Here is a 12,474-nt window from a genome sequence, read left to right as displayed (position 1 = left end):
GCCCGCGCGTGACGTGTCGGGATACCTGCCGGGGCGCTTCCGCCCGAGGGTGGGGCGACCCCGGTCGGGATCATTCGTAGCCCCGCCACCAGCGCAGGAGACGGTGCCAGACGCCGCGTGGCGGGACGGCGTCCTCCGGGTCCTTCGAGGGCGGGCGCAGGAGGTCGTCGCCCGTCTCCGCGGGCGACACGAAGACCCGCTCGGTCGGATCGGCGGCCGGGCGCTCGCCGCGGTGCCAGAGTCCCTCTCCTCTGGGCACCGGGGATCGGCCGGGCGGTGTCGAGACCGGTTCCGGCTGCCTGGGCTCGAACCGCACAGGCAGGGAGACCAGTTGCCGCGAGGCGATCGAGGACCGCCAACGCAGCACCTCCTCGGGGCAGTCGAGTCGAACGTCGGGGAGCCGCATCAGCAGGGCGTCCACCCCCGCGTCGGCGATGACCCGGCCGATGTCCTGACCGGGGCACTCGTGCGGGCCTCCCCCGAAGGCGAGGTGGGATCGGTTGCCGCGCATCCCGGCACTGAGATCGGGACGGATGCGCGGGTCCACGTTGCCGGGGGCGATGCCGAACAGCAGGCCGTCGCCCCGACGGATGCGCCGTCCCCCCAACTCGGTGTCCTGCTTGGCGAAGTACGCGAAGACGGTGCTGAACGGCGGCTCGTCCCAGAGGGACTGCTCCACCGCCTCCGGCACGGTCATCTCGCCGCCGCTCAGGCGGGCCCGGAATCGAGGGTCGGTGAGCACCACCCGCAGAACGTTGGAGATGAGGTTGACCGTGGCCTCGTAGGCCGCGAACAGGACCAGCCGCAGGTGCTCTCGGACCTCGTCGTCGGTGAGCCGCGCGGGATGGTCGACCAGGTGGGAGGTGAAGTCCTCGGCGGGCTGAGCGCGGCGCCGCGCGGTGTGTCGCTCCAGGATCTCCATGACGTGGGCGTGGCTCTCGATCGCCGTGTCGGTGCCCTTGAGCGCGTCGCGGGCGGCGCCGACCAGCCGGTCGCCGTACTCCTCGGGCATGCCGAAGATCTCGCAGAGCACGGCCATCGGCAGATGCTCGGCGAATCCGCCGACGAGATCGGCGCGCCCGCGTTCGCAGAAGCGGTTGACCAGGATCCTGCTGTGTCGGCGGACGTAGCGGCGCAGACCGCGATAGTCGATGGTGGCCATGGCGCCCGCGACGGCGGCGCGCAGCCGCTTGTGTTCCTCGCCCTCGGCGTGCGAGGCGATGGGTTGCCAGGCGATGTGCGGCATGAGCGGGTGGTCGGGCTTGACCATCCCCTCGGCGAGTGGCGTCCAGATCCGGCTGTCGCGGCTGAACACGGCGGGGGTGGAGACGAGTCGGAGGTTCTCGGCGTGCCCCAGCACCACCCAGACCGGCACGTCGTCGTGGATGAGGACGGGGGCCACGGGACCGTGCTCCGCCCGCAGTTCCACGTAGAGGTCGTTTGGCTCGGCGGCCTCGTGCAGCCGGCGCGGCCCCGCCGCCCCTGGTCCGCCGGCGGGGCAGCCGGGCGGCGGGGTGGGGACCGGTCCCTGCCCGGTCGGGCGGCGGGGGGCCGCGCCCGTGTCCTCCTGGTCCCGGACGGACGCGTCGGTCGCGGCGGCACCGGGCGCCGACTCGATGGGTTCGTTGTTCACGGGGTGGGGTCCTTCGTCGTGCGGAGGGTCTCGCCGGCCCCCCGCTGGTGTCGTGCCAGGCCGTGCGCGCGGCTACCGGGCCGGTCGGGGACGGGCGCCCGCCCCGTTCCGGAGCGGCCCGGGGACTCGCGCGCCGGTGGCGGGTGCGGCGGACACGGCCGCCGGGGGGCGGCGCGTCGGGGTCGGGAGCCGCGGGCGGGGGGCGCGGTCAGCGCGGCACCCCCGTCGAAGCCAGGGAGTAAAGGAAGGTCATCAGCGTCATCAGGACATCGCGACTGGAGGTCCGGCGGCGCACGTCGCACTCGACGATCGGGATCTCCTCGGCCAGGTCGAGAGCGGCGCGCAACTCGGCGAGCGGGTAGCACGGCGCGTCGGGAAAGGAGTTGACGGCCACGACGAAGGGCACTCCCCGCTCTTCGAGCCGGCCCATCACGTCGAAACTGACCTCCAGTCTGCGCGTGTCCACCAGCACCACGGCGCCGAGCGCGCCTTCGAACAGCCCGTTCCAGAGGAACCAGAAGCGCTCCTGCCCGGGGGTGCCGAAGAGGTACAGCACCAGCCGGTCGGTGATGCTGATCCGACCGAAGTCCATGGCGACCGTGGTGGCGGTCTTGGACGCGGAGCCGAAGTCGTCGTCGACCCCGATCCCGGCCTCGGTCATGGTCTCCTCGGTGGTCAGCGGCCTGATTTCGCTGACCGAACCGACCATGGTGGTCTTTCCGACCCCGAAACCGCCCACGACCACGAGCTTCACCGCCGCCTCGGCCGAGGGGGGGAGCCGGTCCCGTCCGCGAGGTCCGGGGACGGGGTCAGAGTTTCTGAAGTCCATGCATCACCGCTTCGAGAAGGGATCGGTCGGCGACCTGTCGGCGGACGACCGGGGAGCGCGCCTGTACCAGCTCCGCCGCGAGCAGGTCGGAGAGCAACACCGTCACGACGCCGAAGGGCAGGCCCAGGTAGGCCGACAACTCCGCGACGGAGAGCGGCGCGACGCAGAGGCGGAGCAGAGCCGCTTGCTCGGGCGTGGCGGACGCGGGAGGCGTGTCGCGAAGCGCCACGATGAGCGTGACCAGGTCGATCCCGGTACGCTCGCCGTCCCCGTCGCCGATCACGTAGAGACGCTCCGGGTTCCGCGTGTCCTCGGCCTCCGTGGCCGCGACGTCCGCGGAGGACGTGGCGGGGGGCGAGGGAGGGGGTTCCGGGCCGTCCGGTCGTCGCCGACGTCGGGACGGCGTCACCGGGGCTGCCCTTCCCGGCGGGCCGGGCTGGTGAGATGCGGGCCGATCCGGGCCACCAGGTCGCGCATGCGGTTGCTCATCATGCCCGGCTCGCAGCGGACGTCGGAGAGTACGGCGAGATAGGCGTTGGCGCCGGCGGCCATCAGATAGAAGTAGCCGCCGTCGATCTCGATGATGACGAGCTTCATCCTGCCCTCGCTCGCGGGGATCTCCTCGGCCACGGCGCCGGCGAGGCTCTGCAGGCCCGCACAGGCCGCCGCCACCCGGTCGGCCGCGTCCGGATCGCCCGCGTAGCGCGCGATCCGAAGACCGTCCGCGGACAGCACCACGATCATCTCGATGCCCGGGACACCGTCGTGGAGCTGCTTCAACATCCAGTCGAACTGGCCCTGCTGCTGGATCACTGGGGGTCCCCCTCGTCGTCGGCCCGGTCACGGGTCTCATTGGGCGGCTGGGTGAAGGCGGTCGGATCGGGCTCTCCCTTCAGGCCCTCCCAGAAGGCCTCGACCCAAAGTCCCGGCGGGTCCTCCTGCGCCCCCTCGCCCGCTCGGCCGTCGGTCGTCGCACCGACGACGCGGGGCGGACCGGAGTCCGTGAGCGCCTCCCGCCGGGCGTGCTCCCTCTCGTCGGCGGCCTGTTCGGCGATCCGTCGACTGAGCGGGGTCCGCACTCTGCTGCGCCGTTGGGGAAGTCCTCCAGCCGTCCACTCGGTGACCTCGGGGACGTCGTCGGAGACCCGCGTCGGAGCCCCGGAGGGTGGGCTGGTGGGTCGTCGCTTCTTGGGACGACGTCGTGGGCCCGGCAACGCGTCGGGGCCCTGGGCGGGCAGCGAGGCCGCTCCGATCCCGTGCGCGAGGCCCACGCCGGGGTCGTCGGTGAGCATGTCCCGGGGGACGACCAGGATGGCGCGCACACCGCCGTAGGCGGAGGCGCGCAGGGAGACGCGCATGTCGAACGCGGCGCACAACCGGCCGACGACGGCGAGGCCGAGGCGCGGGTTGCCGGCGATGTCCGCCAGGTCGGTGCCCTGCCGAGCGCTCTCCAGCATTCCCTCGATCCGCGTGCGCGCGTCCTCGCTCAGGTTGACACCGGCGTCCTCGATCTCGATGGCCACACCCGTCTGCACCTCGGTGGCCGTGACGTGGACGTCGGTGTTGGGCGGCGAGTAGCGGGTGGCGTTGTCGAGCAGCTCGGCCGCGGCATGGATCACGGGTTCGACGGCGGTGCCGCGAACGCTGATCTTGGCGATGGAGGACAGATCGATGCGGCGGTACTCCAGGATGCGGGACATCGCGCCGCGCAGCACGCTGTACAGCGCGACCGGAGCGGGCCACTGCCGGCCGGGCCGGCCGCCGCCGATGACGGCGATGGAGTCGGCGAGCCGACCGATGAGGGCGTTGCCGTGGTCGATGCGCAGCAGGTCGTGGAAGACCTCGGGGTTGCGGCCGTGGTCCTCCTCCATCTCGCGCAGCTCGTTGGCCTGCTGGTGGACGATGGCCTGCACCCGGCGCGCGATGTCGACGAAGGAGCGTTGGGAGGCCTCCCAGGCGGTGTCCTCCAGGTCGACGAGTTCGAGGACGGAGCGGAGCAAGGCGCGCTGAGGCTCGCCGAGCGCGCCGTAGGAGGGGTCGAGATCGCCCAGTCGGGCCAGCACGTCGCGTGGCGCGTTGCCCTGTCGCAGGTAGGCGACGGCCGCGGGGAGGATCTCGCGGCCGAGGCGTGACAGGTCCGCGTCGTTCCGGGAGATCCGGCGTTCGAGGTCGGCGACGTGGCGGGTTCGCGCGGCCTGGCCGATCCGGAGCGCACGAACGCGACGGGCCGCGTCGGCGACCGTGACGGTGACCAGGAGGGTGGCGAGAGCGCCGAGGACACCCACGGCGATCCTCGCCGGTTCGGCCACCACCGCCACGGCCGCCCCGGTCGCGGCCCCCATCAGTATCGCGGGGGGCAGGAGCACTCTCGTGTAGGGGAGTTCGCGGCTGCGTGCGGGGGAGGCAACACTCACCATGGGGCCCTCTGCGTACGGATCGGCGGGGACGGCTCGACCGGGGTGGCGGAGCTCGCGGCGGGGTGTCCCGAGGACGGATCGGACTCCGCGGCACACCTGCGAGCAAGTACACGGATTCACCGCGACTCGCCGCGCCGCGGGCGAGCCTAGTCCGAGCGGATCATCGGCACGTCATGTTGCCGAACCGCCTGAATCGGGGCGCGCGGCAGCGGTATTCTCGTCGCGTCCCCCCACCACACGCCCCTCGAACACGCGTCGCGGATCCGAAAGGAATGGCGGCGCCGCCGCCCTGCGGCACTCGGCACCGCCTCACCCGGATCGACGCGGGGTACGACCGGCGCGCCGCTCTCCTTCCGCCCGGACCGCCGACGACCACGCGGTCACCCCGGGCCCACGTCGAGGGATCGCGGACCGCCCCGTCTCTGTCCCCGACGGTCCCAGCGCCGCCCTAGGCGACGGAGGAGTAGGCCACCACGCCCCGGAGCAGACCGTCGATCGCCCTCCGGGCACTGCGGGGGACGGTCGAGTCCTCGGCGGGCGCGGCGGCGATCTGCCCCAGCACGTCGATGACCTGCTTGCACCAGCGGACGAAGTCCCCGGCGGGCATCTCCACCTCGCGCAGGACCTCGTCCAGGCCTCGGCCCGACGCCCACATGTAGGCCGCCCATGCGAAGCCGAGGTCGGGTTCGCGCTGGCCGACGCCCTCGCTCTGGGTGATCCGGAAGTCCTCTTCCAAGGCGTCCAGCCGTCCCCAGATGCGGACGGTCTCGCCGAGCGCCGCCTTCGCCCGCCCGGAGGGGAGCCTGGGCGGCGCCGCGTCGTCGGAGACCCGCGACTCGTATACCAACGCCGACACGCAGGCGGCGAGTTCGGCGGGGCCGAGCCCCTCCCACACGCGCTCGCGCAGGCACTCGCTCGCCAACAGGTCCAACTCTCCGTAGAGACGCGCGAGTCGTCGACCGTGCTCGGTGACCTCGTCCTCACGGAGGTAGTCCAGCTCCGTCAGGAGGCCGACCACCCGGTCGAAGGTGCGGGCGACGGTGTTGGTCCTGCCCTCGATCCGGCGCTCCAGTTGCGAGGTGTCCCTGAGCAGGCGATGGTAGCGCTCCGCCCAACGGGCATGGTCCTCGCGATCGTCGCACCCGTGGCAGGGATGCGCGCGCAGTGCCTTCCGCAGGCGGGTGATCTCCTGATCGTCGGCCGCCTCGGAGCGCCTCTTGCGGTGTCGCTCGGGCGGGACGTGTCCGGCCTTGGCTCGCAACGCGGACGCCAGGTCCCTGCGCGATTGCGGAGAGCGCGGGTTGAAGGCCTTCGGGATCCGCATGCGCTCCAACGGCTCCACGGGCACCGGGAAGTCCATCGCCGCGAGCCGCTTGACCTGACGCTCGGCGGTCAGCACCAGGGGGCGCGGGCCGTCGTGGTGCTCGTGGCCTCGGTGGCCGTTGGACCGCCCCGCCGGGAAACCCGGGTCCAACACCAGAGCGAGACCGGCGTACTTGCCGGCGGGGACGTGGATGACGTCGCCGGGCCTGAGCCGCTCCAGCGAGGTGGTCGCCTCGACCCGCCGGTGCGCGACGCCCCGGCGGGCCAACTCCGCCTCGCGGTCCTTCAACTCACGGCGCAGGCCCGCGTACTCCTCGAAATCACCGAGGTGGCAGGTCATGGACGCCCGGTAGCCCTCCAGCCCCTCCTCGTTGCGTTGGACCTTCCGGGAGATGCCGACCACCGAACGGTCCGCCTGGAACTGCGCGAAGGAGGTCTCCAGGAGTTCCCGGGAACGGTGCCGGCCGAACTGCGAGACCAGATTGACCGCCATGTTGTACGAGGGGCGGAAGCTGGAACGCAGCGGATACGTGCGGGTCCCGGCCAGACCCGCGAGGTGCTCGGGGTTCATGCCGCGCTGCCACAGCACCACGGCGTGGCCCTCCACGTCGATGCCCCGACGGCCGGCCCGGCCGGTCAGCTGGGTGAACTCCCCCGGGGTGATGTCGGCGTGCTGCTCGCCGTTCCACTTGACGAGCTTCTCCAGGACCACCGAGCGGGCGGGCATGTTGATGCCGAGGGCGAGCGTCTCGGTGGCGAAGACCGCCTTGACCAGACCTCGGACGAACAGTTCCTCGACGACCTCCTTGAAGGTCGGCAACATGCCGGCGTGGTGCGCCGCCAGACCGCGTTCGAGGCCCTCCAGCCACTCGTAGTACCCCAGGACGTGCAGGTCCTCGGAGGGCAGCGTGGCCGTGCGCTCCTCCACCAGAGCGCGGACCCGCTCGCGCTCGGCCTGGTCGTTGAGTCTCAGCCCGGCACGCAGACACTGCTGGACGGCCGTCTCGCAGCCCGCCCGGCTGAAGATGAAGGTGATCGCGGGAAGCAGCCCCTCGCCGTCCAGACGCGCGACGACCTCGGGTCGGCTCGGAGTCCAGACGCGGGAGCGCTGTCTGCGCTCCCGCTCCCGGTCGGCCTCGCGCGAGGACCGGCCCCGCCTACGGTCCTGGTAGGACGGGCGACTCGCCTCCAGGCGGGCCATGCGTGTCAGGTCCGGGTTGACGGCCCGCCGTCGCCCCTCGCCCTCCTCGAACAGGTCGTACATCCGGCGTCCGGCCAGGACGTGCTGGAAGAGCGGAACGGGACGGTGCTCGGAGACGACCACCTCCGTGTCGCCACGAACCGTGTCGAGCCAGTCGCCGAACTCCTCCGCGTTGGAGACCGTCGCCGAGAGCGAGACCAGGGTGACCGACTCCGGGAGGTGGATGATCACCTCCTCCCAGACGGCGCCGCGGAACCGGTCGGAGAGGTAGTGCACCTCGTCCATCACGACGTGCCCGAGACCGAGCAGGGCGCGCGATCCCGCGTAGAGCATGTTGCGCAGGACCTCGGTGGTCATCACGATCACCGGGGCCTCTGGGTTCACGGAGTTGTCGCCGGTGAGCAGACCGACCCGGTCGTTTCCGTAGCGGCGGCACAGATCCGCGTACTTCTGGTTGGACAGTGCCTTGATCGGCGTCGTGTAGAAGCACTTCCTGCCCTGGAGAAGGGCGAGGTGCACGGCGAACTCGCCGACGATCGTCTTGCCCGAACCTGTGGGGGCCGCGACCAGGACGCCCTTGCCCGCCTCCAGTGCCCGGCAGGCCTCGATCTGGAAGGGATCGAGCTCGAAGTCGTACAACTCGCGGAAGGAGGCGAGGGCGGTGGCCCGCTCGGCCGTGTGCCTGCGGGCCGCCGCGTACCGCTGGGCCGGAGAGAGATCCTCTGTCATCGTGCCTTCGAGCGTACCGGGCCGGGCCGACAGCGGACGATCGATATCCGGGTGGTACGGGGGCTCGGTCGGACGGCGCGGACGCGGGCCGGCTGCCCGGCCCGCGTCGGCGTCAGGTCACGTCGTCGTAGCCGTTGACCCGGTCGTTCCCGTTCCGCTCGGGCGCGGCCCTGGTGGCGGCGGGCTCGACCTCCCCGATGGGCGCGGGCGTGAGATCCAGGTCGGAGGCCTCGTCGTCGGAGGGCCCGGCTTCCTCCCGGCGCTTTCTGCGCCGATCGTTGAGGAGCGCCACGACGACGGCCCCGAAGAACAGGAGCCAGATCGGCACGGCGAGGGCCAACATGGTCACCGGGTCGGTGCTGGGAGTGGCGAAGGCCGAGAACAAGGTGATGCCCAGGATCATCCCGCGCCACCAACCGAGCATCCGGCGTCCGCTGAGGACCCCGGTGAAGTTGAGCATCACCAGCAGCAGCGGCAGTTCGAAGGAGAGGCCGAACACCACGACCATGCGCGTCACGAGGTCGAGCAGGTCGTCCAACGGGAGGAGGTTGTCCACGCCGAACGGGGTGAACTCGATCAGCACCTTGGCCGTCGTCGGCAGCACCGAGTAGGCGAAGTAGGCGCCGGCGAGGAACAGCGGCACTCCGGTGCCGACGAAGGCGTAGGCGTACTTGCGTTCGTGACGGTGCAGCCCGGGCGCGACGAAGGCCCAGAGCTGGTAGAGCCAGACCGGCGAGGCCAGCACCACACCGGCCATCAGGGAGACCTTCAGGGCCAGGGTGAAGGGCGTCAACAGACCATTGATCGTGATCTGCGCGCAGCTCTTCTCGTCGGCGGTCCTGGCCAGTTCCGCGAAGGACTCCCGGCAGCCCACCGAGTCGAGGATCGGCTCGGTGATGAAGTTGATGATGTCGTTGTAGAAGAAGGCGGCGGCCACCGCGACGACCACGACCCCGAGCAGGGCCTTCGCCAGCCGGTTGCGCAGCTCTCTGAGGTGCTCCGCCAGCGGCATCCGCCCCTGCGGATCCTTCTCCTTGTTGCGGGCAGGCTTCAGCAACCCACGTTCCCATCTCGTGCGGCGGGCCGGAGGTCACCCGGCCCGGCGTCAGCGCTTCGTCGTGTCCGTCGGCTCGGCGACGGGCCGGGCGCTGGTGACGTCCCCGGGGGCCGCCTGGATGGTGCGCTGGGCCGGGGGCTGCTCGCCGGGGTTCGGCGGGTCCGCCGGCGCGGAGGCCTTGCCGTCCTCCTTCATCGCCTTGGCCTCGCTCTTGAGAATCCGAGCGGACTTGCCGAGCGACCGGGCCATGTCCGGAAGCTTCTTGGCGCCGAACAACAGAATGATGACGACGAGAATGAGAATGATCTCGGCAGGTCCGAGCCTTCCGAAGAGCATAGGTCTTTTCCTTCTCACCGAGGCGACTGGTGGAGTCCTGTCCGGACCTCGGACATACGTCCGATCAATCCGGTTGTGCAGCGATCGTAACGCTAAGGGGTAAACGTCAGGCAATCCCCTGGCGTACGCGCGCATCCGCTCTCGCCGCGACCGGGCCTCGCTTCGGGCCGCGACAGCAGCGTACCCGGCGGCGCCCGGGGGCAGCCGGGCGCGGACCGGCGGCGCTCTCACCCGCCCCGAGCCGAGCGGGCGACCCCCGAGGCCGCCCGCTCCAGATCCGCCGAGGCTCGCTCGACACGGCGCGCGGACTCGGCCACCTGCTCTCCCAACCGTCGGACCGCCAGGTACACCGCCACCGCGGGCACCGCGACGACGACGAGACCCGCGAACCCCAGGAAAACCGCGAACATCGGCCAGAACATGGCCTTGAGCCTAGTGCCGCGGCGAACGGGGTGCGCCCTGCCCCGTAGGCCCACGGAGGCGTCGGGGCCCGCGCGACCGTCGGACGGGAACGCGACCCAGGGGCCGAGGTCGCACCCCGGGCGCGCGCCTCCGGGACACCCCGGCATCGGCCCCTACCGGGCGGAGTGCAGCCGGAGGGTCCGGACCCCGCCCCCGGTCAGCAGTTCGACGATCCGCTCACCGGCGGGCTTGCGCACGGCGGCACCGCACTCGGGACAGGTGAACGAGTAGAACGTGGTGCGGCTGCTGGCACCGACGGCCAGGAGCAGGGCGCTCGCGGCCAACTCGAAACGTCCCCGGCAGTCGGGACACCCCGCCTTGAACACCACCGGTGTGACCTGCCTCATCCCGGCGAACGCCGTCTCCACGGCCGTGCGCGGCCCCCCGGACCCCATACCTCCGCTCACCCTTCCCGCCCCTCCGCCTCGTCCCGCTCCGCTTCTGTCGTCGCCCGCGACGGGGAACCCGCGACGCCGTAGGCCACGAGGGCCTCGCGCGCGGCGGCCCGCGCCCCGTCGGCGAGGGCCGTCGGCGCGACGATCCGGCCGTCCCGGCCGAGCCGGAGCGCCAGCCGCCCCAGCGAGGCCGGGTCGGGGGCCCTCAGCGTGATCCGCAGGCCCCCGTCGGACAGCTCCTCGGCGCTGTCGTGCGGGTAGTACTCGGCGACCCACCTGCCGCCGGGCCCCACCTCGACCACGACCTCCGGATCCTCGGCCGCGGGCTGCACCAGTCCACCCGAGAGGTCGCGCGGTTCGACGGCCGGCGGGTCCGAGGGCTCGTCCAGGATCTTGATCTCGGCGACCCGATCCAGTCGGAAAGTACGCCGCGCCTCGGAGCGGCGGCACCACGCCTCGACGTATGTGTGGCCCACGCTCACCAGCCTGATCGGGTCGATCTCCCGCTCGGTCACCTCGTCGCGAGCCGGGGAGTAGTAGCGGATCCACAGCCGACGACGCTCGGAGATCGCCCGGTCGACGTCGGCGAACACTCCGCCCTCCGACTCGAAGGTGACGGAGAGCCTCGCGCTCGCCTCGGCCGCCTCCCCCGCCGCCGCCTCGACCTTGGCGGTGGCGCGCAGCAGGGCCTGTCGGTCGCTCTCACGCAGGCCGGGGAGCGTGGCCACGGCCCTGGCCGCCACGAGCAACGCGGTGGCCTCGTCGGCGGCGAGACGAAGGGGCTCGGCCGCGTCCGCCCCGAGGGCTGCCGGGTTGTGCCACCAGATGCGCTCGCCGTCGGTGTCGATGTCGAGCAGGTCGCCGCCCCGGAAGCTGGTGCCGCACATCGGCAGCACGTCCAGGTCGGAGACGAGTTCCTCCTCCGTGATCCCGAAGGCGCGTGCCACGTCCTCGATCCGCGCGCCGGGGCGTTCCCGGAGGTACGTCACCAGCGAGAGCATCCGCCGGGTCTGGTCGATGGCGCTCGGCGCCTTGCCCGGCGCCTTGCTCGGTCCGCCTGCCACCCTGTCCGCCTTCCCCCTCAGCCCTCGGCCACGGCACGCAGCCGGTTCGTCACGTCGGCCCGTAGCTCCGGGGGTGCCAGGACCACCACGTCCGGACCGAACTCCACCAACCAGGCGTCCAGGCCGTGCCCGTACGGGATCTCCAACTCGTCCCATCCCGCGTCGAGTTCCCGCACCCGGGTGGCCCTGGAACGCAGCGGGTACCCCGCCCCCGAGCGCAGGCGGATCACCGCGGAACGGTCCGCCGTCTCGCCCGCCCACCGCTCGACCGTGTCGCGGATGGCGACCACGTCGGGCACGGACGCCGCGAACCGCCCACCCGGTGAGCGCACCCGCCCGGTGATGCGGGACAGGCGGAACACCCGCTCGGCGCCGCGGTCCCGGTCGAAACCCGCGAGATACCAGTGACCGCGCCAGCACTCCAGAGCCCAGGGTTCGACGTGCCGGGTCTCCGGGCGCGAGGCGGTGGCCTTTCGGTAGGCGAAGACCACGGGGCGCCGGTCCCGGCAGGCGAGCATCAGGGGTTCGAAGGCGGCCTCGTGCACGGGGATGCGCGGCTCCAGGGCGCCGTGGGGCTCGTAGGGGTCCACGCCCTCGGGCAGGCCCGCGGCGCGCAGCTTCTGCAGCGCGCCGCTCGCGGCTCCCGCGAGCCGGGCGTGCTGCCAGACCTTCGCGGCCAGGCCCAGCGCGGCGGCCTCCTCGGCGTCCAGGGTGATGGGGGGCAGCCGGTTGCTGTCGCGGCGGGCGAGGTAGCCGATGTCGCCGTCCGGGCTCTCGACGGTCTCGATGACGAGGCCGAGTTCGCGCAGATCGTCTTTGTCGCGCTCGAACATCCGGTTGAAACCCTCGTCCGACCCCGCCGCCCGATAGGCCTCCAGGGACTCGCGAAGCTCGTGCTTGCTGAGCGGTCGCCGCGTCCCGAGCAGGCACAGCGCCAGGCTCATCAGTCGCTCGGCCTTGGCGATCGCCATCGACACCCTGCTCCCTGTGTTGCTGACCACGGTCGGTTCGTCTCGAACGTGGGACCT

12 protein-coding genes are annotated in these 12,474 nt (G+C 72.1%); all 12 read right to left on the bottom strand.

What is annotated here, in order from left to right; translation table 11 throughout:
- Positions 1–70: 70 nt before the first annotated feature.
- Positions 71–1,462 carry a cytochrome P450 gene (locus JEK78_RS19585; protein ID WP_200264262.1) on the bottom strand — a complete coding sequence of 464 codons (1,392 nt, stop codon included), beginning with the start codon at positions 1,460–1,462 and terminating at the stop codon, positions 71–73.
- Positions 1,463–1,841: 379 nt separating this feature from the next.
- Positions 1,842–2,462, bottom strand: coding sequence for an ATP/GTP-binding protein (locus tag JEK78_RS19580; RefSeq protein WP_200261492.1), 621 nt, complete (start codon positions 2,460–2,462; stop codon positions 1,842–1,844).
- Positions 2,443–2,871, bottom strand: coding sequence for a DUF742 domain-containing protein (locus tag JEK78_RS19575; protein WP_200261491.1), 429 nt, complete (start codon positions 2,869–2,871; stop codon positions 2,443–2,445). Before JEK78_RS19575 ends, JEK78_RS19580 begins: the two co-directional genes overlap by 20 nt.
- A complete protein-coding gene (locus JEK78_RS19570) occupies positions 2,868–3,275 on the bottom strand; it encodes a roadblock/LC7 domain-containing protein (protein ID WP_200261490.1) in 408 nt (135 codons plus the stop codon). The genes JEK78_RS19575 and JEK78_RS19570 overlap by 4 nt, the downstream gene beginning before the upstream one ends.
- Complete coding sequence (locus JEK78_RS19565) at positions 3,272–4,879, bottom strand: sensor histidine kinase (RefSeq protein ID WP_200261489.1); 1,608 nt, start codon at positions 4,877–4,879, stop codon at positions 3,272–3,274. Before JEK78_RS19565 ends, JEK78_RS19570 begins: the two co-directional genes overlap by 4 nt.
- Before the next feature lie 448 nt (positions 4,880–5,327).
- Positions 5,328–8,132, bottom strand: a complete 2,805-nt coding sequence (locus tag JEK78_RS19560; RefSeq protein ID WP_200261487.1) for a DEAD/DEAH box helicase — start codon at positions 8,130–8,132, stop codon at positions 5,328–5,330.
- Positions 8,133–8,244: 112 nt separating this feature from the next.
- On the bottom strand, positions 8,245–9,189 hold the full coding sequence (gene tatC, locus JEK78_RS19555; RefSeq protein WP_200261485.1) for a twin-arginine translocase subunit TatC: 945 nt from the start codon (positions 9,187–9,189) through the stop codon (positions 8,245–8,247).
- A 48-nt stretch (positions 9,190–9,237) separates the two neighbouring features.
- Positions 9,238–9,525, bottom strand: coding sequence for a Sec-independent protein translocase subunit TatA (gene tatA, locus JEK78_RS19550; RefSeq protein ID WP_200261483.1), 288 nt, complete (start codon positions 9,523–9,525; stop codon positions 9,238–9,240).
- Between the two features lie 227 nt (positions 9,526–9,752).
- Positions 9,753–9,947: a hypothetical protein gene (locus JEK78_RS19545; RefSeq protein WP_200261481.1), complete on the bottom strand. Its 195-nt coding sequence runs from the start codon at positions 9,945–9,947 to the stop codon at positions 9,753–9,755.
- 153 nt (positions 9,948–10,100) lie between these two features.
- Entirely contained in the window at positions 10,101–10,382 is a 282-nt protein-coding gene (locus JEK78_RS19540) for a hypothetical protein (protein ID WP_200264261.1), read from the bottom strand.
- An 8-nt stretch (positions 10,383–10,390) separates the two neighbouring features.
- A complete protein-coding gene (locus JEK78_RS19535; protein WP_200264260.1) occupies positions 10,391–11,383 on the bottom strand; it encodes a WYL domain-containing protein in 993 nt (330 codons plus the stop codon).
- A gap of 80 nt (positions 11,384–11,463) precedes the next feature.
- Entirely contained in the window at positions 11,464–12,417 is a 954-nt protein-coding gene (locus tag JEK78_RS19530) for a WYL domain-containing protein (protein WP_200264259.1), read from the bottom strand.
- Positions 12,418–12,474 lie beyond the last annotated feature (57 nt).

The sequence above is a fragment of the Streptomyces sp. HSG2 genome (genome assembly GCF_016598575.1).
In the GTDB taxonomy this organism is placed as follows: Bacteria; Actinomycetota; Actinomycetes; order Streptomycetales; family Streptomycetaceae; genus Streptomyces.
Note: the sequence above shows the minus strand (reverse complement) of the source record. Positions and strands in the feature narration are given on the sequence as shown.

Excerpts from the sequence above, each read along its gene's own strand:
- JEK78_RS19580 (WP_200261492.1), bottom strand. The coding sequence starts at position 2,462 with ATGGACTTCAGAAACTCTGACCCCGTCCCCGGACCTCGCGGACGGGAC.
- JEK78_RS19565 (WP_200261489.1), bottom strand. The coding sequence starts at position 4,879 with ATGGTGAGTGTTGCCTCCCCCGCACGCAGCCGCGAACTCCCCTACACG.
- JEK78_RS19560 (WP_200261487.1), bottom strand. The coding sequence starts at position 8,132 with ATGACAGAGGATCTCTCTCCGGCCCAGCGGTACGCGGCGGCCCGCAGG.
- tatA (WP_200261483.1), bottom strand. The coding sequence starts at position 9,525 with ATGCTCTTCGGAAGGCTCGGACCTGCCGAGATCATTCTCATTCTCGTC.
- JEK78_RS19545 (WP_200261481.1), bottom strand. The coding sequence starts at position 9,947 with ATGTTCTGGCCGATGTTCGCGGTTTTCCTGGGGTTCGCGGGTCTCGTC.
- JEK78_RS19540 (WP_200264261.1), bottom strand. The coding sequence starts at position 10,382 with ATGGGGTCCGGGGGGCCGCGCACGGCCGTGGAGACGGCGTTCGCCGGG.
- JEK78_RS19535 (WP_200264260.1), bottom strand. The coding sequence starts at position 11,383 with ATGCTCTCGCTGGTGACGTACCTCCGGGAACGCCCCGGCGCGCGGATC.
- JEK78_RS19530 (WP_200264259.1), bottom strand. The coding sequence starts at position 12,417 with ATGGCGATCGCCAAGGCCGAGCGACTGATGAGCCTGGCGCTGTGCCTG.